Source organism: Streptomyces sp. NPDC005803 (assembly GCF_040630435.1).
Classification (GTDB): domain Bacteria; phylum Actinomycetota; class Actinomycetes; order Streptomycetales; family Streptomycetaceae; genus Streptomyces.
The window spans coordinates 178,336-200,676 of record NZ_JBEXXO010000015.1 but is presented as its reverse complement, the minus strand read 5'-3'; the positions used below and the strand labels follow the sequence as shown (position 1 = coordinate 200,676).

At 71.0% G+C, this 22,341-nt stretch carries 13 protein-coding genes; 6 read left to right on the top strand and 7 right to left on the bottom strand.

What is annotated here, in order from left to right; all coding sequences use genetic code 11:
• Nucleotides 1-173: 173 nt before the first annotated feature.
• Entirely contained in the window at nucleotides 174-1,880 is a 1,707-nt protein-coding gene (treS, locus tag ABZ454_RS22315) for a maltose alpha-D-glucosyltransferase (RefSeq protein WP_356318913.1), read from the bottom strand.
• The gene (locus ABZ454_RS22310) at nucleotides 1,877-3,910 is read right to left on the bottom strand and encodes an alpha-1,4-glucan--maltose-1-phosphate maltosyltransferase (protein WP_359540152.1); all 2,034 of its coding nucleotides are present in this window, start codon (nucleotides 3,908-3,910) and stop codon (nucleotides 1,877-1,879) included. The genes treS and ABZ454_RS22310 overlap by 4 nt, the downstream gene beginning before the upstream one ends.
• A 764-nt stretch (nucleotides 3,911-4,674) precedes the next feature.
• On the opposite strand from ABZ454_RS22310, the gene glgP reads away from it, so the two are divergent.
• Nucleotides 4,675-7,278: an alpha-glucan family phosphorylase gene (gene glgP / locus ABZ454_RS22305; RefSeq protein WP_359540151.1), complete on the top strand. Its 2,604-nt coding sequence runs from the start codon at nucleotides 4,675-4,677 to the stop codon at nucleotides 7,276-7,278.
• A 108-nt stretch (nucleotides 7,279-7,386) separates the two neighbouring features.
• Here the strand turns inward: glgP and ABZ454_RS22300 are convergent, their stop codons facing one another.
• Together ABZ454_RS22300 and ABZ454_RS22295 are read right to left on the bottom strand one after the other, a co-directional pair.
• A complete protein-coding gene (locus ABZ454_RS22300) occupies nucleotides 7,387-9,420 on the bottom strand; it encodes a M4 family metallopeptidase (protein WP_359540150.1) in 2,034 nt (677 codons plus the stop codon).
• Nucleotides 9,421-9,986: 566 nt separating this feature from the next.
• Nucleotides 9,987-11,066, bottom strand: coding sequence for a DUF4037 domain-containing protein (locus ABZ454_RS22295; RefSeq protein WP_359540149.1), 1,080 nt, complete (start codon nucleotides 11,064-11,066; stop codon nucleotides 9,987-9,989).
• Between the two features lie 341 nt (nucleotides 11,067-11,407).
• Between ABZ454_RS22295 and ABZ454_RS22290 the strand changes: the two genes are divergently transcribed.
• On the top strand, nucleotides 11,408-12,049 hold the full coding sequence (locus tag ABZ454_RS22290) for a maleylpyruvate isomerase N-terminal domain-containing protein (RefSeq protein ID WP_359540147.1): 642 nt from the start codon (nucleotides 11,408-11,410) through the stop codon (nucleotides 12,047-12,049).
• A 193-nt stretch (nucleotides 12,050-12,242) separates the two neighbouring features.
• On the opposite strand, the gene ABZ454_RS22285 is transcribed toward ABZ454_RS22290, so the two are convergent.
• Both ABZ454_RS22285 and ABZ454_RS22280 read right to left on the bottom strand, forming a co-directional pair.
• Nucleotides 12,243-14,189: an ABC transporter ATP-binding protein gene (locus ABZ454_RS22285; protein WP_359540145.1), complete on the bottom strand. Its 1,947-nt coding sequence runs from the start codon at nucleotides 14,187-14,189 to the stop codon at nucleotides 12,243-12,245.
• Nucleotides 14,186-16,117 (bottom strand): ABC transporter ATP-binding protein, encoded by a 1,932-nt coding sequence (locus tag ABZ454_RS22280; protein ID WP_359540144.1) that lies wholly within the window; start codon nucleotides 16,115-16,117, stop codon nucleotides 14,186-14,188. The genes ABZ454_RS22285 and ABZ454_RS22280 overlap by 4 nt, the downstream gene beginning before the upstream one ends.
• Before the next feature lie 199 nt (nucleotides 16,118-16,316).
• Here ABZ454_RS22280 and ABZ454_RS22275 point away from each other — a divergent pair, with 199 nt between their 5' ends.
• The 4 genes from ABZ454_RS22275 to ABZ454_RS22260 all read left to right on the top strand — a co-directional run bounded on the left by ABZ454_RS22275 (nucleotide 16,317) and on the right by ABZ454_RS22260 (nucleotide 20,045).
• Nucleotides 16,317-17,255, top strand: coding sequence for an ABC transporter ATP-binding protein (locus ABZ454_RS22275; RefSeq protein WP_359540142.1), 939 nt, complete (start codon nucleotides 16,317-16,319; stop codon nucleotides 17,253-17,255).
• A gap of 1 nt (nucleotide 17,256) precedes the next feature.
• On the top strand, nucleotides 17,257-18,039 hold the full coding sequence (locus ABZ454_RS22270; RefSeq protein ID WP_359540139.1) for an ABC transporter permease: 783 nt from the start codon (nucleotides 17,257-17,259) through the stop codon (nucleotides 18,037-18,039).
• A 64-nt stretch (nucleotides 18,040-18,103) separates the two neighbouring features.
• Entirely contained in the window at nucleotides 18,104-19,354 is a 1,251-nt protein-coding gene (locus ABZ454_RS22265; RefSeq protein ID WP_359540181.1) for a sensor histidine kinase, read from the top strand.
• Nucleotides 19,355-19,394: 40 nt separating this feature from the next.
• Complete coding sequence (locus ABZ454_RS22260) at nucleotides 19,395-20,045, top strand: response regulator transcription factor (RefSeq protein ID WP_359540138.1); 651 nt, start codon at nucleotides 19,395-19,397, stop codon at nucleotides 20,043-20,045.
• A 27-nt stretch (nucleotides 20,046-20,072) separates the two neighbouring features.
• Here the strand turns inward: ABZ454_RS22260 and glgX are convergent, their stop codons facing one another.
• Nucleotides 20,073-22,277: a glycogen debranching protein GlgX gene (gene glgX / locus ABZ454_RS22255; RefSeq protein ID WP_356318940.1), complete on the bottom strand. Its 2,205-nt coding sequence runs from the start codon at nucleotides 22,275-22,277 to the stop codon at nucleotides 20,073-20,075.
• Between the last annotated feature and the right edge of the window lie 64 nt (nucleotides 22,278-22,341).

The window sequence follows — 22,341 nt, the reverse complement described above, 5'->3', positions numbered from 1 at the left end:
GTCCGGCTGTGCGGGACGTGTCGGGTCAGCATGGTCCGTACGGACTCGACTCGGAGTGATCGAAACGCCAGGAAGATCCAGGAAGGTTGCGGAAGCACTCGATATGGGAGGGAGAGTGCCCCGTGCGGGGCGGCGGAAACCGCCCCGCCGGTGGTGCGCGAGTTGATGCCCCCTCAGCTCGGCGGTGCGTCCTTCCGCAGCCGGAACCAGTAGAAGCCGTGGCCGGCGAGCGTCAGCAGGTAGGGCCACTGGCCGATGGCGGGGAAGCGCACCCCGCCGATCAGCTCCACCGGATGACGCCCGTTGAAGGACCTCAGATCGAGCTCGGTCGGCTGCGCGAACCGGGAGAAGTTGTGCACGCACAGCACGAGGTCGTCGCCGTGCTCACGGGTGAAGGCGAGCACGGCCGGATTGGAGGAGGGCAGCTCGTTGAACGAGCCGAGCCCGAACGCCGGGTTCTGCTTGCGGATCTCGATCATCCGCCGCGTCCAGTGCAGCAGCGAGGACGGCGAGGCCATCGACGCCTCGACGTTGGTGACCTGGTAGCCGTAGACCGGATCCATGATCGTGGGGAGGTAGAGCCGCCCCGGATCGCTGGAGGAGAAGCCCGCGTTGCGGTCGGGCGTCCACTGCATCGGGGTGCGCACGGCGTCCCGGTCGCCCAGCCAGATGTTGTCGCCCATCCCGATCTCGTCCCCGTAGTAGAGGATCGGGGAGCCGGGCAGGGACAGCAGCAGGGCGGTGAACAGCTCGATCTGGTTGCGGTCGTTGTCCAGGAGGGGCGCCAGCCGGCGGCGGATGCCGATGTTGGCCCGCATCCGCGGATCCTTGGCGTACTCCGCGTACATGTAGTCGCGCTCTTCGTCCGTGACCATCTCGAGCGTCAGCTCGTCGTGGTTGCGCAGGAAGATGCCCCACTGGCAGCCCGAGGGGATCGCCGGCGTCTTGGCCAGGATTTCCGAGACCGGGTAGCGGCTCTCGCGTCGTACGGCCATGAAGATCCGCGGCATCACCGGGAAGTGGAACGCCATGTGGCACTCGTCGCCGCCGGCCTGGTAGTCGCCGAAGTAGTCGACGACGTCCTCGGGCCACTGGTTGGCCTCGGCGAGCAGCACGGTGTCGGGGTAGTTGGCGTCGATCTCCTTGCGGACCCGCTTGAGGAAGCCGTGGGTCTCCGGGAGGTTCTCGCAGTTGGTGCCCTCACGCGTGTAGAGGTAGGGCACGGCGTCGACGCGGAAGCCGTCGATGCCGAGGTCCAGCCAGAAGCGCAGGGCGGAGATGATCTCCTCCTGCACCGCCGGGTTCTCGTAGTTGAGGTCGGGCTGGTGCGAGAAGAACCGGTGCCAGTAGTACTGCTTGCGCACCGGGTCGAAGGTCCAGTTGGACGTCTCGGTGTCGACGAAGATGATCCGGGCGTCCTGGAACTGCTTGTCGTCATCCGCCCAGACGTAGTAGTCGCCGTACGGGCCGTCGGGGTCCGTACGGGACTGCTGGAACCAGTCGTGCTGGTCGCTGGTGTGGTTCATGACGAAGTCGATGATCACGCGCATGCCGCGCTGGTGCGCGGCGTCGACGAACTCGACGAAGTCGGCGAGATCCCCGAACTCCGGCAGCACGGCGGTGTAGTCGGACACGTCGTAACCGCCGTCGCGCAGCGGCGACTTGAAGAACGGCGGCAGCCAGAGGCAGTCGACGCCCAGCCACTGCAGGTAGTCCAGCTTGGCGGTGATCCCCTTCAGGTCTCCGATGCCGTCGCCGTTGGAGTCCTGGAAGGACCGGACGAGGACCTCGTAGAAGACGGCGCGCTTGAACCAGTCGGGATCGCGGTCCTTGGCCGGTGTGTCCTCGAACGTGTCGTGGACGGGCTCGTTGACGATCATGGTGTGGGTGACCCTCCGGTCGGCGGGGACGGTCGCAGGACCGCGATGTGCGCCGGCGTGACGCCTGGCTCCAGACGCACATAGAAGGTCCTGCCCCAGTGATAGGTGTGGCCGGTGAGCTCGTCGCGCACCGGCACGCTCTCGTGCCGTTCGAGGCCGAGTTGCGGCATGTCCAACGAGACGGTCGCCTCCTGGGTGTGGTGCGGGTCGAGGTTGACGACCGTCAGAACGATGTTCGAACCGGAGCGCTTGCTGTACACGATCAAGGCGTCGTTGTCGGACGAGTGGAAGTGCACGTCCCGCAGCTGCTGCAGCGCCGGGTGGCGGCGCCTGATCCGGTTGAGGGCGGTGATGAGCGGAGCCAGCGAGCGGCCCTCCCGCTCGGCGGCTTCCCAGTCCCTGGGCCGGATCTCGTACTTCTCCGAGTCGAGGTACTCCTCACTGCCGCTGCGGACCGGGGTGTTCTCGCACAGCTCGTACCCCGCGTACACCCCCCAGGACGGGGAGAGGGTCGCCGCGAGCACCGCCCGTGCCTCGAAGGCTGGCCTGCCGCCTTCCTGTAGATATCCGGGAAGGATATCGGGGGTGTTCACGAAGAAATTGGGCCTCATCACGGAGGCCGATTCGCCGGACAGTTCGCTCACGTACTCGGTGATTTCCTGCCGGGTGTTGCGCCAGGTGAAGTAGGTGTACGACTGCTGGAATCCGACGGTGGCGAGGGCGCGCATCATCGCGGGGCGGGTGAACGCCTCGGCCAGGAAGATCACGTCGGGGTCGGTGCGGCCGATGTCGGCGATCACCTTCTCCCAGAAGATCACCGGCTTGGTGTGCGGATTGTCGACCCGGAAGATGCGCACGCCGTGATCCATCCAGAAGCGCAGGATGCGCACGGTCTCCGCGACGAGGCCCGGCAGGTCCTTGTCGAAGGCGATCGGATAGATGTCCTGGTATTTCTTCGGCGGATTCTCCGCGTAGGCGATCGTGCCGTCCGCCCGGTGGTGGAACCACTCGGGGTGTTTCTCCACCCACGGATGGTCGGGTGAGCACTGGAGGGCGAAGTCCAGCGCGATCTCCATGCGCAGGGTGCGGGCCGTCTCGACGAAGTGGTCGAAGTCGTCCAGGGTGCCGAGATCGGGGTGGACCGCGTCGTGACCGCCCTCCGCGGAACCGATCGCCCACGGCACCCCCACGTCGTGCGGGGCGGGGGAGAGGGAGTTGTTGGGGCCCTTGCGGTGGGTGGTGCCGATGGGGTGGATGGGCGGGAGGTAGACCACGTCGAACCCCATCGCGGCGACCGCGGGCAGCCGTTCGGCCGCGGTGCGGAAGGTGCCGCTGACGATCCGGGGCGGCGTCGGCGCGGACCTGGCCGTACGGCCCTTGCGGGGCGCCTTCGCCGGTTCCACCCTGGCTCCCTCGGAGCGGGGGAACAACTCGTACCAGGAGCCGAACAGCGCCCGCCGGCGCTCGACGACGAGCGGGTGCGGGCGTGAGGCGGTGACCAGCTCCCGCAAGGGGTGACGGGCCAGTGCGGCGACCGCGTCCGGGGTGAGCGCCGCGGCCAGCCGGGCGGCGGCCGGGCGGGACTCGTCGCGCAGGGCGTCGACCACGGCCAGTACCGCCTCGCGCCCGTCGCGCTTCGGTACGCCTTCGGCGGCCCGTTCGTACAGCTCGGCGCCCTCCGCCAGGACGAGAGCGGTGTCGATCCCCGCCGGGATCTTGATCTGCGCCGCGTGCCGCCAGGTGGCGACCGGGTCGCTCCAGGCCTCGACCTTGTACGTCCAGCGGCCCTCGGCGTCCGGAGTGACGTCGGCGCCCCAGCGGTCGGTGCCCGGGGCGAGCTCGCGCATCGGCGTCCAGGGGCCGGGGCGCCCGCTCGGGCTCCGCAGGACGACATTGGCCGCCACCGCGTCATGACCCTCCCGGAACACGGTCGCGGAGACCTGGAAGGTTTCACCGGCGACGGCCTTGGCGGGCCTTCTGCCGCAGTCGACGAGCGGACGGACGTCGAGGACGGGAATGCGACCGATCATGGAATCACCTGGGGACTGGAGCGCGGACTCGGCAGGGCGCGAAGCGGGCGCGGAGGGCTGAATGCGCGCGCCGCGATGGTGGGGTTCGGTCCTTTCTAGCTGCTCCGTCGACGACTGATGGGGTGTGGGCATGGCCGCTCCTGTCCGCGTTCACTCGAATGGCACTCGAATGGATGAGGTGCGGGTCCGGTTCGCGGGTGTGGACCGCATGCGTGCGCCCTCCGGACCGATTGCATACGAACCGGGGGAGGATTGCCGATGGACAGGGGATGAATCGTGCGAGGGGCGGATGCGGATCGCCTTCAGCTCTCATCCGAATGCCTTCGTTCCGGGTACCGGAGAAGCCTTCCCACAGTTCTCGGTCGGCCAATCCGGTGGTGTGTTAACTACTCGGGCGTATCTGTGACGTTCCGAATGCGCCGGGTTCCGCCGCGCGTGCGCGGGATTCCGCGGAACCGGCGCACGCCCGGTGGTACGGGCGCCACAGGGCAGCTTTCCCTGTGGCGCGAAGGCCCACAAGGCCGTACGAGGGGAGGGAATCGGCCATAACGCCTGTGACGGATGTGTCTGCATCTGCGCCTGGTGCGGAACGGACGCGAGAGGCGTCGGCGGCAGGGGCAGCCGCACACCCGGGGTCGCACACCCGAGCCGGTCGTGCGCCGTGGTCGCGGGAGGCCGCACACCGCTACCGTCGAGGGTGACGGAGCGGCGCACACAGCGGTGCGTCCGCTCGGATTCGTACGTCCCCTGTAAAGGTGGAATACGTGAAGGCCATTCGTCGGTTCACCGTGCGTCCCGTCCTCCCCGATCCCCTTCAACCGCTCAGCGACCTCGCGCGCAACCTGCGCTGGTCCTGGCACACCGAGACCCGAGAGCTCTTCCAGGCCGTCGACCCGGTGGCCGGCCGTGCGGCGGAGGGCGACCCCGTGCGCCTGCTCGGCGCCGTGTCCGCCGGACGCCTCGCCGAGCTGGCCCGGGACGAGCAGTTCCTGCAGCGCCTGGCCGAGGTGTCCGCCGACCTCCGGGAGTACCTGGAGGGCCCCAGGTGGTACCAGGAGCAACGCGCCCAGGGCGACGGGCTTCCCGCCGCCATCGCCTACTTCTCGCCCGAGTTCGGCGTGACGGCGGCGCTGCCGCAGTACTCCGGCGGGCTCGGCATCCTGGCCGGAGACCATCTGAAGGCCGCCAGCGACCTGGGCGTCCCCCTCGTCGGCGTCGGCCTCCTCTACCGGCACGGCTACTTCCGCCAGAGCCTCTCGCGCGACGGCTGGCAGCAGGAGCGCTACCCCGTCCTCGACCCCAACGAACTCCCGCTCACGCTCGTGCGCGAGGCCGACGGCACGCCCAGCCAGATCGCCCTGTCCCTCCCCGGCGGCCGCTCGCTGCACGCCCAGATCTGGCAGGCCCAGGTGGGCCGGGTGCCGCTGCTGATGCTCGACTCCGACGTCGAGGACAACGCCCCCGTCGAACGGGAGGTCACCGACCGGCTCTACGGCGGCGGCAGCGAACACCGGCTGCTCCAGGAGATGCTGCTGGGCATCGGCGGGGTGCGCGCGGTGCGCACCTTCTGCCGGCTCACCGGCCATCCGGCCCCCGAGGTCTTCCACACCAACGAGGGGCACGCCGGCTTCCTCGGACTCGAACGCGTCCGTGAGCTCTCCACCACGGGGCTCGACTTCGACGCCGCGGTGGAGGCCGTCCGCGCCGGCACCGTCTTCACCACCCACACCCCGGTCCCGGCCGGCATCGACCGGTTCGACCGCGAACTGGTCGCCCGCCACTTCGGCGACGACGGCGAACTGCCCGGCGTCGCGGCCGACCGCATCCTGCACCTGGGCATGGAGACCTACGCGGGCGGCGATCCGGGCGTCTTCAACATGGCGGTCATGGGACTCCGGCTCGCCCAGCGCGCCAACGGGGTCTCCACCCTGCACGGCGCCGTCAGCCGGGAGATGTTCGCCGGTCTCTGGCCGGGCTTCGACGCCCCGGAGGTGCCGATCACCTCCGTGACCAACGGGGTCCACGCGCCGACCTGGGTCGCACCCGAGGTCTACCGGCTGCGCACCGAGTCCGGAGGCACCCCCGGCCGGTGGGACTCCGTCGCGCGGATCCCCGACCGGCAGCTCTGGGACCTGCGCCGCACCCTGCGCGAACAACTCGTCACCGAGGTGCGCGGCCGGCTGCGCGACTCCTGGCGCAACCGCGGCGCCGAGGCCGCCGAGCTCGGCTGGATCGACGGGGTGCTGGACCCCGGCGTGCTGACGATCGGCTTCGCCCGCCGGGTGCCCTCGTACAAGCGCCTGACCCTGATGCTGCGCGACCGGGACCGGTTGCGCAGACTGCTCCTGCACCCGGAGCGCCCCGTCCAGATCGTCGTGGCGGGCAAGGCGCACCCGGCCGACGACAGCGGGAAGCGCCTGGTCCAGGAGCTGGTCCGGTTCGCCGACGACCCCAGGGTGCGCCACCGCATCGTCTTCCTGCCCGACTACGGGATGGCGATGGCCCAGAAGCTCTACCCCGGCTGCGACGTCTGGCTGAACAACCCGCTGCGCCCGCTGGAGGCCTGCGGTACGAGCGGGATGAAGGCGGCGCTCAACGGCTGTCTCAACCTGTCGGTCCTCGACGGCTGGTGGGACGAGTGGTTCGAGCCGGACTTCGGCTGGGCCATCCCCACGGCCGACGGTTCCGCCCTGGACGAGGACCGGCGCGACGACCTGGAGGCGGGCGCCCTCTACGAGCTGATCGAGGACCGGGTCGCCCCGCGCTTCTACGACCAGGGGGAGGAGGGGCTTCCCGGGCGCTGGATCGAGATGGTCCGCCGCACGCTCGGCACGCTGGGGCCCAAGGTCCTCGCCGACCGGATGGTCCGTGAGTACGTGGAGCGGCTGTACGCCCCCGCCGCGCAGGCCGGGCGCACCCTGGACGCGGCCACGGCACGGGAGCTCGCCGGCTGGAAGGCCCGGGTCCGGGCGGCCTGGCCGCGGGTGGCCGTCGACCACGTCGAGGCGGTGACGGCCACCGCGGCCGGCGGCTCGGCCGAACTGGGCTCCACGCTGACGCTGCGGGTGCGGGTCACCCTCGGGGCGCTGGACCCGGACGACGTGGAGGTGCAGGCGGTGGCCGGCCGCGTCGACTCCGCCGACGCGATCTCCGACGCCCAGGTCTTCCCGCTGAAACCGGCGGGCGGCCAGGACCTGGAGGGCCGCTGGCTGTACGACGGCCCGCTCGCCCTCGACCGCACCGGTCCGTACGGCTACACCGTGCGGGTGCTGCCGGCCCACCGGCTGCTGGCCACCGGCGCGGAGCTCGGGCTGGTCGCCCAGCCGACGGAGGCGACGGGTGAGGGCGGGGGCGTGCTGATGCGCTGACGCCCCCTCGGGCCCGCACCGGCGGTGCCGGACGCGTCACCGCCCGGGAGGAGTGGTCTCCTCCCGGGCGGGATGCCGCTCAGGCGCGGGTCATGTGGTGGGGCCGTTTCAGAAGGTCAGCTTGAAGCTGTTGATCTTCCCGATGTCGCCCGAGTAGACGTCCTGGACCTTCAGCTTCCAGGTCCCGTTCGCCACCTCCGAGGAGGCGTTGACCGTGTAGGTCGTCTGGACGTTGTCCGCCGAGTCGGTCGACGAGGAGTTCTTCAGGCGGTAGGCCGTGCCGTCCGGGGCGACGAGGTCGAGGACCAGGTCACCGCGGTAGGTGTGGGTGATGTCCACGCCGACCTTGAGGGTGCTGGGAGCGTTGCCGGTGCGGCCGGTGACGTTGACCGAGCTGGTGACGGCGGAGCCGTGGTCGGGGATGGCCACGACGGTGGTGTTCTCGAAGACCGTGCCGCCGGGGTCGGTGCCGCCACCCGGGCGCGAGCCGACGTTGATGCCGGCCCACGCGTCGGCGACGGCCTTGTACTCGGCGCTGGTCGTGCCGTACAGCTCACCGGCCGCGGCGAGGGTGCCCGTGCGGGCGGCCGCGTAGTTGGTGGTCGAGGTGAACTTGGTGGTGAGCGCCTTGTACCAGATCAGCGCGGCCTTGTCGCGGCCGATGCCGGTCACCGGCAGGCCGTCGGAGGTCGGCGAGTCGTAGGAGACGCCGTTGATGGTCTTGGCGCCGCTGCCTTCGGAGAGAAGGTAGAAGAAGTGGTTGGCCGGGCCCGACGAGTAGTGGACGTCGACGTTGCCGATGCCGGAGTACCAGGCGTCCTTGGACGCGCCGTCCTTGCTCGGCTTGTCCTGGTAGCGCAGCGGCGAGCCGTCGCCGTTGATGTCGATCTTCTCGCCGATGAGGTAGTCGCCCTTGTCGGTGGCGTTGTTCGAGTAGAACTCGACGGCGGTGGCGAAGATGTCGCTGGTCGCCTCGTTGAGGCCACCGGACTCACCGCTGTAGTTCAGGTCGGCGGTGTTGGAGGTGACGCCGTGCGTCATCTCGTGCGCGGCGACGTCCAGCGCGGTCAGCGGTGAGGCGTTTCCGCTGCCGTCGCCGTACGTCATGCAGAAGCAGCTGTCGTCCCAGAAGGCGTTGACGTAGTTGTTGCCGTAGTGGACGCGGGAGTACGCGCCGACGCCGTCGCCACGGATGCCGGTCCGGCCGTGGACGTTCTTGTAGTAGTCCCAGGTCTCGGCCGCACCGTAGTGGGCGTCCGCCGCCGCGGTCTCCGCGTTCGAGGCGAGGCCGTTGCCCCAGACGTCGTCGGAGCCGGAGAAGAGCGTGCCCGTGCCGGACGTACCGTGGTTCAGGTTGTACGTCTTGTGGTTGCCGCGGGTGGTGTCGGTCAGGTTGTACGAACCCGAGGTGTTGAGGGTGACCTGGCCGCTGTACTCGGTGTTGCCGACACCGTTCTCGATGGCCTGCCACTGGTAGAGCTTCGCGCCGGTGGTGGCGTCGGTGATGACGTGCAGGGCGTTCGGAGTGCCGTCCTCCTGCAGTCCGCCGACCACGGTCTCGTAGGCGAGCTGCGGGGTGCCCGACGCCATCCAGACGACCTTGCGCGGCGCCTTCTCGGCCGCGGTCCTGGAGGAGCCGTCCGCCTTGGCCAGGCCGACGGCCTGCTTCTCGGCGGCCGCCGGGGCCACGTCCGCGGTCGTGTCGACGGCCTTGAGCTGCGCCGAGGTGGCCTTGGACGCCTTGGTGACGCTCTTGGTCGCACCGGCCTTCGACTCCTGGACGACCAGGTCGCCGCCGAGGACGGGGAGTCCGCCGAAGGTGCGCTCGTAACGCGTGTGCGTGGTGCCGTCGTTGTCCTGGACGACGTCCTTGACGACGAGCTTCTCCTGCGAACCGAGCCCGAGCTTCTTGGCGGTGGCCGCGGTGCCGGCGCTCGCTTCACGGATGAGCTCGGCCCGCTGCGAGGGCGAGAGCTGCTTGGCCAGTGCGCCGGGACGGGGCTGGGACGCGCCGGTGGCGGCCTGGGCGGTGCCGCCGGGCGTCGCCGTGGCCGTTCCGGTCTGGACTCCTACGGCGAGGAGGGCTGCTGCGGCTATCAGAGCGCCGGTCGCGGTGGTACGACGGCTGAGCGTGGATCTCACGCGGACTCCTTCTGCGAGGGGGGTACCGGCGGCTGGGTGAGCCGTCCGGGCATAGCAAGCAGTGCGCAGAACGGGGTGAAGAGTGTCAGCAGAAGCAGTCGCCTGTCAGGACCGCGTCAACAAGTTGGCCGGAATTCGTCCGTTGCCGGAATGGTCATGTTCGTTAAGCGGACGTTTCGCCGAACGTCATCTCGATGGCGTAAAGGACCATAGGAGGCCGAATCCGAGGGGGGAGCTGCGGTCGGGCGCGACGGCGCCGTGTTCGAAAAGGAGGAGCGGGGCCGGGAGATGCCCACCTGTCGAGACGGCTGGGAACTGTGGCTCGTTCCGCGCGTCTTCGCGCCGCCCGTGGCGTGAAGCGTTCGCACCCCGGGGGAGTGGCTCCCCCGGCCCCCGGGGCGCGGACGGTGTGGGTTCCGCCTTCTCGTGCGCACCGACTCCGGCGGACATACCGGATTCCGCGGGAAGTGAGCACTGCGGGTATCGGTCCTCCGCGCGCGACAGGCGCCCTGCTGGGCAGGCCGCCCGTCACAGTCGGTGACGGCGTCCTGTGGGTCGTCGCGTGCCTACTTGTCGAGGTGTGGCACAGCGGGTACGGGGCCTGTGATGTAGCGCGTGCGACGGCTGGCGAATTGGGTCACATCGGTGCTGTCGACGAACTGGTCGATCGCACCGACGGGCGGCAGCGACCTGATCCGCGGGTCGTTGATCGTGGCCATGAGGGTGTCGGTGAAGCGGTGGCCGTCCATGACGAGGAACGGCCGGGTGTGGAAGTAGCGGGCCTTCGTCTCCAGCGGTTCGGTCAGCCCCAGGTCGTTGTGCATGCCGGCGGTGATCTCGTAGGCCGGGGAAAGATGCCGCTCCCGCTCCTGCCAACTTCGCGCCGCCAGCGCCGCGGACAGCAGTGGCGTGAGCGCCGCGGCGCACGGGAGCTCCGCGAACGCGGTGCCCAGCCATTTGCTGTAGGGCGGGTAGATCCGGTTCATCAGCAGACACAGTTTCATCAGGTCGCGCACCTGTCGGGCGGCCACTACCGCGGAACCCAGGTCGTCACCGACTTCTCCGCAGCGTCCGACGAACGGTTCCTCCTGGGACAGGCGCATCCATTGGCAGGCCAGGATGTAGCGCCAGACATCGTCCGGATACCAGGTCAGTTCCTTGCGGCAGGAATCCAGCAGGCCGAGCCCGTCGTGGAACACGGCGCCTCCGGTCAGCTCGCGCAGCACCTGCGTCGGGGTCGTCAGCCAGCCGGACACGGAGAGGCCGGCGGCCGGGTCCTCGCCGAGGTGCTCGGTGAAGAAGCCCTGGATGTCGTGGACGTGAACCCAGTGCCGGGCCGGTGCGCTGTCGGGAAAGGGGAAGCGGACCGGGTAGCCGCGGAACGTCTGCGGCAGCTCGCGGTCCAGCAGAGCGTCCAGTTCGTCCGCGTGGGCGCGGAAGTCGCCACTGCTGAGGAACACCTGCATCCTGGGGCCCCAGGCGTGGTCGGTCGAGCGTGCGGTGTCGAAACCCTGTACTTCGGAGCCCCAGCCGATCAGTGCTGCCGAATACGGCACCCTGTCCAACGCCGTGTCCAGGATGGGGGCGACGACCTCTGTGTGAAACAGCCGCGCCAGTTCGAGACCGGGCAGGAAGGTACGGGTCATGGTCGTCACCCTGGCAGAACCGCGCGGCCGGCCGCCAGCCAATACCGAGTGATCAGGTTGCTGTCCGCAGGGGAGGTTCGTTGGCTGGTTCTGAACGGCCGTAGCGAGGTAGTCGTTCAGGGTGCGGACCCTCCGACGAGCTGAATCTTCCGTGCGGTGATCGAGATCTGGGTGCGACTGTCCCGTCGGGTGATCTCTCGGGCGCGAGTGGTCTGCCCGATCCGGTATCTCGCAGGCAGTGATGGGCTTCGGCCCCACCGAGGTTGTCCACATTCTGGTTTATGATTCCACCATATGGACACCTCGGTCGATGCGGTCTTGGTGCGGGCAGGATGCCTCGTATGACTGAGGAGATACGCACGGCATACCTGCTCGGCGCCGAGCAGGCTGTGCGCCTGCTGGCCACGGAAGAGGTGGCGCAGTGCTGGGGCAAGGAGTCGGTGCTGCCGGGGATGACGGTAGGCGGACTGGCTGGTCACCTTGCGCGCAGCGTCCTGCAGGTCGAATGGTTCCTCGACGGTGAGACAGTCGGCGCGGAGCCGGTATCGCCAGTGCGCTACTACGCGCGGCTCGTCGGCACGTCTTCGCCGGACTCCGCACTCAACGTCGGCGTGCGCGCGCGGAGCGAGGAGACGGCAGCCGCCGGCCCCGCCGCCGTGGCTGAGCAGGCGCGCGCCGCCCGGCAAAGGCTGGCACGACGGCTGGTCCAAGAGCCGGCGGATCGGCGAGTGGCCGTCCTCCACCGGCCCGGAGAGGAAATGCTGCTCGATGGCTACCTCCAAACCCGATGCGTCGAATTGGCAGTGCACCTTGATGACCTGGTTCTGAGCGTGGGCGCTCACTGCCGGACACCCGAAGCCACGCTCGCCGTCGCAGTCGATGTCCTTGTCGCAGCCGCCCGTGACCGGCACGGCGATCAGGCCGTGCTCCATGCGCTCGCCAGGCGTGAACGCGACGCCGACCAGGCTTTGCGCGTGCTGTAAGCGGCCGTAGTCCTATCGATCATGAGGGCGGGGTTCTGATCGAACCGGGTGCCAAGCCGGGTGATTTGTTGAAGCCAACTCCCCGGAGCTGGTTACCGTGCGGAGTCAGTGCGCACAGATCCTTGGAATTGCGCATTCGGTGCGCATCTCACGGGTAGTGCGCACCGAATCGCGGAACCTCCGGACGGGCCGCTCAGGCCAGGCTCTCCCGCCAGGCGCGGTGCAGGCCGGCGAACCGGCCCGTGCCGCCGATCAGTTCGGCCGGGGCGCCGTCCTCCACCACACGGCCGTGCTCCATCACCAGGACCCGGTCCGCGATCTCCACGGTCGACAGCCGGTGGGCGATGACCACCGCGGTGCGGCCGTGCAGCACGGTGTCCATCGCCTGCTGCACCGCCCGCTCGCCGGGGATGTCCAGGGAGCTCGTCGCCTCGTCGAGGATCAGGACCGCCGGGTCGGCGAGCAGGGCGCGGGCGAACGCGACCAACTGGCGCTGACCGGCCGAGATCCGGCCGCCGCGCTTGCGTACGTCCGTGTCGTACCCGTCGGGCAGACCCGCGATGAAGTCGTGGGCGCCGATCGCCTTGGCGGCCTGCTCGATCTCCTCACGGGTCGCGTCCGGGCTGCCGATCGCGATGTTCTCCGCGACGGTGCCGGAGAACAGGAAGGCCTCCTGGGTCACCATGACCACCCCGCGCCGCAGTTCGGGGGTGGCGAGATCCCGCAGATCGGTGCCGTCCAGCAGGACCCGGCCCTCGGTCGGGTCGTAGAAGCGGGCCAGCAGCTTGGCCAGCGTCGACTTGCCCGCGCCCGTCGAGCCGACCACGGCGACCGTCTGACCCGCGGGAATGGTCAGGTCGAAGCGCGGCAGCACCTCGCCGCCCGTGCGGTAGGCGAAACGCACCCCGTCGAAGACCACCTCACGGCCCGGGCGCTGATCCGCCGGCACCGGAAGTTCCCGCGGCTCCAGCGCCTCGGGGACGGTGGGCGTCTGCGCCAGCAGCCCCGCGATCTTCTCCAGCGAAGCCGCCGCCGACTGGTAGGAGTTGAGGAACATGCTGAGCCGGTCGATGGGGTCGTAGAGCCGTCGCAGATACAGGACCACCGCGGCCAGCACACCGAGGGCGAGGCTTCCGGAGGCGACGCGGTAGGCACCCCACAGAACGATTCCGGCCACGGCGGTGTTGGCGACCAGCCGGGACCCGACGACGTAGCGCGCGTTCTCCAGCATCGCGTCGCCGTTCGTGCGCCGGTGCTCGTGGTTGAGCGCGCGGAAGACCTCGTCGTTGACGGGCTCGCGGCGGAAGGCCTGGACGGGACGGATCCCGTTCATCGTCTCCGCGAACTTCACGATGACCGCGGCGATCGCCGTCGACCGCGACGCGAAGATCACCGCGGCCCGGTGCTGGTAGAGCCGCACCAGCAGGTACAGCGGCACGAAGGACAGCACCGCCACGGCGCCCATGCCGACGTCCAGCCAGAGCAGCATCAGGGAGATGGAGACGAAGGAGAGGACGACCCCGATCAGTTCCTGCAGGCCCTCGCTGAGCAGCTCCCGCAGCGACTCCACGTCGGTGGTGGCACGGGAGATCAGCCGCCCCGAGGTGTACCGCTCGTGGAAGTCCACGCTCAGCGCCTGCGCATGGCGGAAGATCCGGCCGCGCAGATCGAGCAGCACGTCCTGGTTGACCCGCGCGGCGGCCCGGATGAAGGCGTACTGCATGGCGCCCGCACCGGCCGAGCAGAGGGCGTAGCCGAGGGCCACGGCGACCAGCGGCCCGTAGTCCTCGTCCCGGAACGCGGGCACCCCGCTGTCGATGGCGTACGCCACGAGCAACGGCCCCGCCTGGACCGCGACCTGCTGGACCAGCAGGAACAGCGCGGCCACCACGACCCGGCCCCGCAGCGGCCGCAGCAGCGAGGCGAGCAGCGCGCGCGTGGCGCCGGGCGGGGTGGGCAGATCGTCGCGGTCGAAGGGGTCACCGGCCGCCTTCCGGGGAGCCCCGGCCGTCTTCGGTGGAGCCCCGGAAGGCGGCACGGCGCTTCGGTCCGCCTGCGGGGCGGTTCCGGAGACCGGCCGGGCCTCCTCGTCCCGGCCGCCGCCCGGTTCCGCCGGATGCCCGGTCGTCGTGCTGCTCATCGGGTGCTGCCCTCCTCGGCAGGAGCGTCCATGTCCAGGACGTCGTCGGCCGTCGCGTCCGCCCAGGACGCCTCGGTACGGTCGGGCCCGGGCGGGCGCCCGGCACCTCCGGCTGCGGGGGAACGGACCCCGGCTGCCGGTTCCCCGGCGTCCGTGACGCCGGCGCCGGACATCAGCCAGGCGTACTCGGCGTTGTCGCGCAGCAGTTCCTGGTGGGTCCCGACCGCGCTGATCCGGCCCTCGGACAGGAGCGCCACCCGGTCGGCGAGCATCACCGTGGACGGCCGGTGCGCGACCACGATCGCCGTCGTCTCCTCCAGCACCCGCCGCAACGCCGCCTCGACCAGCGTCTCCGTGTGCACGTCCAGCGCCGAGAGCGGGTCGTCGAGCACGAGGAAGCGCGGCCGGCCGACCACGGCCCTCGCCAGAGCGAGGCGCTGGCGCTGGCCGCCGGAGAGGCTGAGGCCCTGTTCACCGACCTGGGTGTCGACGCCGTGCGGCAGGTCGTGGACGAAGTCGGCCTGCGCGACCGACAGGGCCCGCCGCAGCTCCTGTTCGCCCGCATCCGCCGCGCCCATCAGCACGTTCTCCCCGACGCTCGCGGAGAAGAGCGTCGGCTCCTCGAACGCCACCGACACCAGTTCGCGCAGCCGGGCGCGCGACATCGCGGTGATGTCCTCGCCGTCCAGCGTGATCCGGCCCGACGTGGCGTCGTGCAGCCGGGGAACGAGCGCGGTGAGCGTGGTCTTGCCGGATCCCGTGGCCCCGACCAGGGCCATCGTCTCGCCCGGCCGGATCCGCAGGTCGATCCGGTCCAGAACGGGCACGGAACCCTCCGCCGCGTCCGGGTAGCGGAACCCCACCCCCTCGAAGACCATGCCGCCGGCCTCGGGGACGCCGCCGTGGGAGGTGCTCACCGGCGCGGCGGTGTCCGTCTCCTCGGCCACGTCCATCACCTCGAAGAACCGCTCCGTCGCCGTCGCCGACTCCTGGCTCATCGCCAGCAGGAAGCCGATCGACTCGACGGGCCACCGAAGCGCCAGCGCCGTGGAGAGGAACGCGACCAGGGTGCCCGCCGAAAGCCCGCCGTCCGCGACCTCGATCGTGCCCAGCACCAGCGCCGCCCCGATCGCCAGTTCGGGGATCGTCGTGATGAGCGCCCAGATACCCGCGAGCAGCCGCGCCTTGCCGAGCTCCGTGGTGCGCAGCCGCTGGGAGAGCGCGCGGAAGGCGAGGGCCTGGCTGCGGTGCCGGCCGAAGCCCTTGATGATGCGGATGCCGAGCACGCTCTCCTCGACCACCGTCGTCAGATCGCCCACCTGGTCCTGGGCGCTGCGCGCCACCGACGAGTACTTCGTCTCGAAGACCGAGCAGATGATCACCAGGGGCACGACGGGGGCGAGCAGCACCAGGCCGAGCGTCCACTCCTGGAGCAGCAGGATCACGAATCCGACCAGGATGGTGGTGGCGTTGACCAGCAGGAAGGTCAGCGGAAAGGCCAGGAACATCCGCAGCAGCATCAGGTCCGTGGTGCCGCGCGACAGCAACTGGCCCGAGGACCACCGGTCGTGGAAGGCCACCGGCAGCCGTTGCAGATGCCGGTAGAGGTCGGCCCGCATCGACGCCTCGACTCCGGCCAGCGGACGCGCCACCAGCCATCGCCGCACCCCGAACAGGACCGCCTCGGCGATCCCCAGCAACAGCAGGAACAGCGCCCCGAGCCAGACACCGCCCGGGTCCTGGTGGGCGACCGGCCCGTCGACGATCCACTTCAGCACGAGCGGTATCACCAGGCCGAGGCACGAGGCGACGATCGCGATCAGGGCGGCGCCGAACAGACGGGTCCGTACCGGCTTCACATACGGCCACAGCCGCACCAGGCTCTGTGCGGCGGACCGGTCCTTGGGCTGTGCATGTTCTTCGGGCATCAGGGGCGAGCCTACGTTTCACCACTGACATCGCTCACATGATTTTCCCCGCCTTCCCCGGCCGGAGCAGGCGGCTGGGGAAGCCGGAGCCGGGCCGGGCGGCGGCCGGTCGTAGCGCGGCATCAACCGATCGGCGGATGCCGGTTCGAGCGCGTTGGCGGATGCCGCCGAGGCCTCCGCCCCCGCGATGCTCACAGGCATGCCAATCATCGAAGTGAACGGGGTGCGCAAGACCTACGCCGGCCGCCCCGTGGTCGACGGGGTGAGCTTCTCCGTGGACGAGGGGGAGATCTTCGGGATCCTCGGGCCCAACGGCGCGGGCAAGACCACCACCGTCGAGTGCGTCGAGGGTCTGCGCGTCCCCGACGCCGGTACGGTCCGCGTCGCCGGGCTCGACCCCGTCGCCGACCACGACCGCGTGACACTCCTGCTGGGCGTGCAGCTCCAGGAGAGCGAACTGCAGCCGAAGATGACCGTGGGCGAGGCGCTGGAGCTGTACAGCGCCTTCTACCCGCGGCCCGCCGACTGGCGCTCCCTCGCCGAACGGCTGGGGCTGCAGACCCGGCTCACCACCCGGTACGGGCGGCTGTCCGGCGGCCAGAAGCAACGGCTGTCCATCGCGCTCGCCCTCGTCGGCGCCCCCCGGGTCGTGGTCCTCGACGAGCTGACCACCGGGCTGGACCCGCGCGCCCGGCGCGACACCTGGCAGCTGATCGAAGAGGTGCGCGCCGGCGGGGTCACCGTCGTGCTGGTCACCCACTTCATGGAGGAGGCCCAGCGCCTGTGCGACCGCATCGCCGTGATCGACCGGGGGCGGCTCGCCGCCCTCGACACCCCGTCCGGCCTGATCGCCAGGGCCGGCAGCTCCACGGCCATCTCCTTCACGCCCTCGCAGCCGCTCCCCGACGCCGAACTGGCCGGGCTGCCCGGCGTCGCCTCGTACGAGAACAGCGACGGACGCATCCTCATCAACGGGACCGACGAGACCGTCAACGCCGTCATCTCGCTGCTGGCCCGGCACCGCATCACCGCGCACCGGCTCCGCGTCGCCGAGGCCACCCTCGACGACGCCTTCCTCGACCTCACCGAGCGGTCAGGCCCCGCGGACGAGCGCGGCCTGACGGAACAGGCAGCCTGAGATGGCCACGACGACGACCGACCCCGCGCCCCGCACCGTCTCCTCGCGCGCCTCGCTCGCGGTCCTGCGATCGGAGGCCCGGCTCTTCCTCCGCGAGCCCGGCAGCCTGTTCTGGATCCTCGTCTTCCCGACCGCGCTCATGACGATCCTCGGCCTGATCCCGTCCTTCCGGGAGCACGACGACGCGCTCGGCGGCCGCCGCGTCATCGACCTGTACGTCCCCGTGGCGGTGCTGCTCGCCATGATCATGGCCGGTCTCCAGGCGATGCCGCCCGTGCTCACCGGCTACCGCGAACGCGGCATCCTGCGCCGCATGTCCACCACCCCCGTGCGCCCCTCTGCCCTGCTCGGCGCGCAGATCGCCCTGCACGGCGCCGCGGCGCTCGGCTCCACCCTGCTGGTGATGGCCGTCGGCCGGATCGCCTTCGGAGTCCGGCTGCCCGCTCAGCCGTTCGGCTATCTGCTCGGGCTGCTGCTGGCCGTCGCCTGCGTGCTGGCCCTGGGCGCGCTGGTCTGCGCCGTCTCGCGCACCACCAAGGTCTCGGCCGCCGTCGGCTCGGTGGTCTTCTTCGTGATGATGTTCACCGCGGGCGTCTGGGTGCCGGTGCAGGCCATGCCCGGCACGGTCCGCCACATCGTCCAGGTCAGCCCGTTCGGCGCGGCGTCCCAGGTGCTGGACCGCGCGGCCACCGGCGCCTGGCCGAGCTGGGCGTATCTCGGGGTGGTGGCGCTGTGGACCGTACTGGCGGCGATGGCCGCGATCCGCACCTTCCGGTGGGAGTAGCCGGTACGGGGGGGACACTTCCCCCATGACGGCGGCGGACGCGGACCCGGGGGAGACGGCGGCCATGACCGGTGTGACGACGGCCGAGCAGTGGTGGGAGCGGTTCTACCGGCACGGACCCTACGGGCTGCTCGCTCTGGCCACCGTGGTCTCGGCCGTGACCAGCGGGCTCATCATGTCCCGCGCGCACGTGTACGCCGCCGCGGTCCTGGTCCCCCCGGCCCTCGTCCTGCAGCTCTGGTGGAGCCGCACCCAGGCGAAGCCGGGATCGCGGACGGCGCTGTGCTACTTCGTCGTCCGCACGCTGCTGGCCTTCGGGCTGACCTGGTGCAACCCGTTCTTCTCGATCTACGCGGTGCTCGGCTACTTCGACGCGGGCCGGGTCCTCCCGCGACGGGGCATGCGGGCCGGGCTGCTGGTCACGGCCGTCATCATGGCCGGGTCGCAGTCCGGCAGCGGCCTGCCGCCCCGCACGTTCATGAACTGGGTCGTCTTCGCCGTCGTGCTGGCCGTGCACGTGACCCTCACCCTGGTCTTCGCCCAGATCGGCGACCGGGAGGCCGAACAGTCCCGTACCCAGACCGACACCATCACCGCACTGGAGCGGGCCAACGCCCGGCTCGAACAGGCCCTGGCCGAGAACGCCGGGCTGCACGCCCAGCTCCTCGTGCAGGCCCGCGAGGCGGGGGTGGCCGACGAGCGGAGCCGGCTGGCCGCCGAGATCCACGACACCATCGCCCAGGGACTCACCGGCATCATCGCCCAGCTCCAGGCGGTCACCTCCACGGCGGAGGCCGACCCCGTCCTCGCCGGGGAGCACCTGGCCCGGGCGGCCGCTCTCGCCCGGCACAGCCTCGGCGAGGCGCGTCGCTCGGTGCACAACCTCGTCCCGGCCGCGCTGGAGCACGACGATCTGCCGGGCGCGCTGGAGAAGACGGTCACCACCTGGTCGCAGCGGACCGGTGTCCGGGCCGAGTTCACCGTCACCGGCACCGCCGAGCCCCTGCACGACGAGGTCGGCGCCACCCTGCTGCGCATCGCCGAGGAGGCCCTGGCCAACGCGGCGCGGCACGCCGGCGCCTCCCGGGCCGGCATCACCCTGTCCTACATGGGCGACGAGATCTCGCTGGACGTACGCGACGACGGCCGCGGCTTCGACCCGGCCGCGCTGCCGCCCTACCGGGGCGCCGGCGGCTTCGGGCTCGGCGGCATGCGGGCCCGCGCCGAACGCATCGCGGGCACCGTCGAGGTGGAGACCGGACCGGACCTCGGCACCGCCGTCTGCGCCCGGGTCCCGATGGTCCGGCACGGCTGAGACAGCCGGTCACCCGCGTCCGCGCAGTACGGTGACCGCCATGGACCGGGAACCCGCACGCGTCATCACCCTGATCGTCGTCGACGACCACCCCGTCGTACGGGACGGACTGCGCGGCATGTTCGAGTCGGCGGCGGAGTTCCGGGTGCTCGGCGAGGCGGCCGACGGCGTCGAAGGCGTCGACATGGCCGTCCGGCTCGACCCCGACGTCGTGCTGATGGACCTGCGGATGCCGGGCGGCGGCGGAGTCGCGGCGATCACCGAACTCACCCGGCGCGGCGCCCGTTCCAAGGTCCTGGTCCTCACCACGTACGACACCGACTCCGACACCCTGCCCGCCATCGAGGCGGGCGCCACCGGCTATCTGCTCAAGGACGCGCCGCGCGACGAGCTCTTCACCGCCGTCCGCGCCGCCGCCGACGGCCGCACGGTCCTGTCGCCCGCCGTCGCCTCCCGGCTGATCTCACGGGTGCGCACCCCGGCCGCACCCGGCCACGAATCGCTGTCCGCGCGCGAGCGCGAGGTGCTCGTACTCGTGGCCAGGGGGACGCCGAACCGTGAGATCGCCGCCGAGCTGTTCATCAGCGAGGCGACCGTGAAGACCCATCTCACCCATGTCTTCGCCAAGCTGGGCGCCAAGGACCGCGCCGCGGCGGTCGCGGTCGCCTACGAGCGCGGCATCCTCGGCTGACCGCCTCCGGCACCCCGTGACGGCCCGTCACGACCGCACCCGCAGCAGCAGGACCGACCGCGCCGGCACCGTGAAGGCCGCCCCGCCCCGGTGGACCGTGCCGGGTGCGGCGGACTGGTCCTCCCGCGAGGTGTCCACGAGCAGTTCGTACGCGTCGGCCCACGGCGGCCCCGGCAGCAGGAAGTCCACGGGCCGGTCCCCGGCGTGCAGGACCGCCAGGAAGCTGTCGTCGCTCACCTGCTCGCCCCGGGCGTCCCGGCCCGGGATGTCACGGCCGGAGAGGTAGAGCCCGACCGTGGCGGCCGGTGCGTACCAGTCCTCCTCCCTCATCTCCGCGCCCTGCCGGGTGAACCACGCCAGGTCCCGCAGTCCGTCAGGCGCCTGGGCCCGCCCGGAGAAGAACGCGCGGCGCCGCAGCACCGGATGGGCGTGGCGCAGCGAAAGCACCCGGGCCGTCAGCTCGGTCAGCTCCCGCCACTGCGGCTGCTCCAGCAGCGACCAGTCCACCCAGCCGATCTCGTTGTCCTGGCAGTAGGCGTTGTTGTTGCCTCCCTGGGTACGGCCCATCTCGTCGCCCGCGACGAGCATCGGCACCCCGGTCGACAGCAGCAGGGTGGTGAGGAGGTTGCGCAACTGGCGGCGGCGCAGCGCGTTGACGCCGGCGTCGTCGCTCTCGCCCTCGGCTCCGCAGTTCCAGGCCCGGTTGTCCGAGGTGCCGTCCCGGTTGCCCTCGCCGTTGGCCTCGTTGTGCTTGTGCTCGTAGCTGACCAGGTCGCGCAGGGTGAAGCCGTCGTGCGCGGTGACGAAGTTGACCGACGCGTACGGCCGCCGGCCGCCCCACGCGTACAGGTCGCTCGATCCGGTCAGCCGGTAGCCGAGATCGCGTACGTCCGGCAGCGCCCCGCGCCAGAAGTCCCGTACGGCGTCCCGGTAGCGGTCGTTCCACTCGGTCCACAGCGGCGGGAAGGCGCCCACCTGGTAACCGCCGTTGCCGACGTCCCACGGCTCGGCGATCAGCTTCACCCGGCGCAGCACGGGGTCCTGGGCGATCACCGCGAGGAACGGGGACAGCATGTCGACGTCGTGCATCGAGCGGGCCAGCGCCGCCGCCAGGTCGAACCGGAAGCCGTCCACGCCCATCTCGGTCACCCAGTACCGCAGGGAGTCGGTGATGAGCCGCAGCACGTTCGGCTGCACCACGTGCAGGGTGTTGCCGCACCCCGTGTAGTCCGCGTAGCGGCGGGCGTCGGACTGGAGGCGGTAGTAGCCGCGGTTGTCGATGCCGCGCAGCGACAGCATCGGCCCCAGTTCGCCCGCCTCGGCCGTGTGGTTGTAGACGACGTCGAGGATCACCTCGATCCCCGCGTCGTGCAGGGCGTGGACCATCCGCTTGAACTCGCCGACCTGTTCCCCCGCCGTGCCGCTCGCGGAGTACCCGGCGTGCGGGGCGAAGTAGCCGATCGAGTTGTATCCCCAGTAGTTGCGCAGCCCGCGCCGCAACAGGTGGTCCTCGTGGGCGAACTGGTGCACCGGCAGCAGCTCCACCGCCGTCACCCCCAGGCGTCGCAGATGGCCGATCGCCACGGGGTGCGCGAGACCGGCGTAGGTGCCCCGCAGCTCCTCGGGGATGCCGGGGTGGCGCGCGGTGAAGCCGCGGACGTGGAGCTCGTAGATGACGGAGTCGGCCCAGGGGGTCTTGGGCCGCCGGTCCTCGGCCCAGTCGTCGTCGTCATGGACGACCACGCCCTTGGGGACGTACGGAGCGGAGTCCCGTTCGTCGCGCACGGTGTCGGCGACGTGCTGCTGGGGCCAGTCCCTCACATGGCCGTACACCTCGGCCGGAAGGGTGAAATCGCCGTCGACGGCCCGTGCGTACGGGTCGAGGAGGAGCTTCGCCGCGTTCCACCGCGCACCCGTCCACGGGTCCCAGCGGCCGTGCACCCGGTAGCCGTAGCGCCGGCCGGGCCGCACACCGGGCACGAAGCCGTGCCAGATCTCGTGGGTCAGCTCGGTCAGGGCCAGGCGGGTCTCGGTGCCGTCCTCGTCGAAGAGGCAGAGCTCGACGGCCTCCGCCCCGCCGGCCCAGAGGGCGAAGTTGGTGCCCGCGACCCCGTCGGGGCCCACCCGGAAGCGGGCTCCCAGCGGCGTCGGCGCCCCCGGCCACACGGCGGGCGGCCGCCGCGCCGGCTCGGCGGCCCGCCCCGGCCCCGGGGCGGCAGCCCGCTCCGGCACCGGTCCGGCCGGCCCCGTATCCGTCCTCGGCCCTGCCTCCTGCTCGGCTGCGCTCGACACCTGC

What these genes read in the sequence shown, in the direction of transcription:
- ABZ454_RS22285 (WP_359540145.1), bottom strand. Translation starts at nt 14,189, where the DNA reads ATGAGCAGCACGACGACCGGGCATCCGGCGGAACCGGGCGGCGGCCGG.
- ABZ454_RS22280 (WP_359540144.1), bottom strand. Translation starts at nt 16,117, where the DNA reads ATGCCCGAAGAACATGCACAGCCCAAGGACCGGTCCGCCGCACAGAGC.
- ABZ454_RS22310 (WP_359540152.1), bottom strand. Translation starts at nt 3,910, where the DNA reads ATGATCGGTCGCATTCCCGTCCTCGACGTCCGTCCGCTCGTCGACTGC.
- ABZ454_RS22260 (WP_359540138.1), top strand. Translation starts at nt 19,395, where the DNA reads ATGGACCGGGAACCCGCACGCGTCATCACCCTGATCGTCGTCGACGAC.
- ABZ454_RS22270 (WP_359540139.1), top strand. Translation starts at nt 17,257, where the DNA reads ATGGCCACGACGACGACCGACCCCGCGCCCCGCACCGTCTCCTCGCGC.
- ABZ454_RS22290 (WP_359540147.1), top strand. Translation starts at nt 11,408, where the DNA reads ATGACTGAGGAGATACGCACGGCATACCTGCTCGGCGCCGAGCAGGCT.
- treS (WP_356318913.1), bottom strand. Translation starts at nt 1,880, where the DNA reads ATGATCGTCAACGAGCCCGTCCACGACACGTTCGAGGACACACCGGCC.
- ABZ454_RS22275 (WP_359540142.1), top strand. Translation starts at nt 16,317, where the DNA reads ATGCCAATCATCGAAGTGAACGGGGTGCGCAAGACCTACGCCGGCCGC.
- ABZ454_RS22265 (WP_359540181.1), top strand. Translation starts at nt 18,104, where the DNA reads ATGACCGGTGTGACGACGGCCGAGCAGTGGTGGGAGCGGTTCTACCGG.
- ABZ454_RS22295 (WP_359540149.1), bottom strand. Translation starts at nt 11,066, where the DNA reads ATGACCCGTACCTTCCTGCCCGGTCTCGAACTGGCGCGGCTGTTTCAC.